The sequence below is a fragment of the Streptomyces torulosus genome (assembly GCF_001419765.1).
GTDB lineage: Bacteria > Actinomycetota > Actinomycetes > Streptomycetales > Streptomycetaceae > Streptomyces > Streptomyces torulosus.
In genome coordinates this window covers 1-1,493 of record NZ_LIRK01001027.1, presented here as the reverse complement: position 1 = coordinate 1,493, position 1,493 = coordinate 1, and the positions used below count along the sequence as shown (strand labels likewise).

At 74.9% G+C, this 1,493-nt stretch carries 1 protein-coding gene; it reads right to left on the bottom strand.

The genetic code is table 11. The features are described from left to right. Nucleotides 1-202 precede the first annotated feature (202 nt). The gene (gene purD / locus AOK23_RS43755; RefSeq protein ID WP_055717898.1) at nt 203-1,456 is read right to left on the bottom strand and encodes a phosphoribosylamine--glycine ligase; all 1,254 of its coding nucleotides are present in this window, start codon (nt 1,454-1,456) and stop codon (nt 203-205) included. Nucleotides 1,457-1,493 lie beyond the last annotated feature (37 nt).

Below are 1,493 nucleotides of genomic sequence, written 5' to 3'. Positions count from 1 at the left end.
GGGTGATGGGGGCTCGGTGGGGGTCCGAGAGCCTTTGGGCTGCGCCGAGCGTCACGGTTGCGCTCGCGTACGGGTGGGGGTACGCGGGGCGTCGCGCACTCGTGGGGGGGCGCGCGGCGCTCGGGGGCCGCGCGGGACACCTCCGTCGCGCGGTGTGTCAGGTGCCCCGCGCAGAGCCCGGGTACGTCGGTTCGACCGTCGGTCAGGCCTCGGCCGCCGCCTTCGCGGCGATGTCCGAGCGGTGCTGGGAGCCATCCAGGCCGATGCGGGCGACGGCGGTGTACGCGCGGTCGCGGGCCTGGGTGAGGTCCTTGCCGGTGGCCGTGACGGACAGGACGCGTCCGCCCGCGCTGAGCACGGCGTCGCCGTCGCGCTTGGTGCCGGCGTGCAGCACGTACGCGTGCGGGGCGTCCACGGCGGCCACCTCGTCGAGCCCGGTGATGGGGTCGCCGGTGCGCGGGGTGCCGGGGTAGTTGTGCGAGGCCACGACCACCGTGACGGCCGCGTCGTCGCTCCAGCGGAGGGGTTCGAGGTCGCCGAGGGTGCCGTTGGCGGCGGCGAGCAGGACACCGGCCAGCGGGGTCTTCAGGCGGGCCAGGACGACCTGGGTCTCCGGGTCGCCGAAGCGGGCGTTGAACTCGATGACCCGTACGCCCCGACCGGTGATCGCCAGGCCGGCGTAGAGCAGGCCGGAGAACGGGGTGCCGCGGCGGCGCATCTCGTCGACGGTCGGCTGCAGCACGGTCTGGAGGACCTCGTCGACCAGCTTGGGGTCGGCCCACGGGAGGGGGGAGTACGCGCCCATGCCGCCGGTGTTGGGGCCCTCGTCGCCGTCCAGCGCGCGCTTGAAGTCCTGAGCGGGCTGGAGCGGGAGGACGGTCGTGCCGTCGGTGATCGCGAAGAGGGAGACCTCGGGGCCGTCCAGGAACTCCTCGATGACGACGCGACCGCAGGCCAGCGCGTGCTCGCGGGCCGTGCCGAGGTCCGGGGTCACGACGACGCCCTTGCCGGCGGCCAGCCCGTCGTCCTTCACGACGTACGGGGCGCCGAAGGCGTCGAGCGCCTCGTCGATCTCCTCCGCGGTGGTGCAGACGTACGACCGCGCGGTGGGCACACCCGCGCCGGCCATGACCTCCTTGGCGAAGGCCTTGGAGCCCTCCAGCTGCGCGGCCTCCCCGGAGGGGCCGAACACCGGGATGCCCGCCTCGCGCACGGCGTCGGCGACGCCCGCGACCAGGGGGGCCTCCGGGCCCACGACCACCAGGTCGACCTCCAGGCGGGTGGCCAGCGCGGTCACGGCGGCGCCGTCCAGCGCGTCCACCGCGTGCAGCTCGGCGACCTCCGCGATGCCGGCGTTGCCGGGGGCGCAGTGGAGCGCGGTGACGTCGGAGTCGAGGGACAGAGAACGGCACAGCGCGTGCTCACGGGCACCGCTACCGATGACGAGGACCTTCACGGGGCCAGCCTAACCGGCTGGGCGGGGTGGGTTTGTG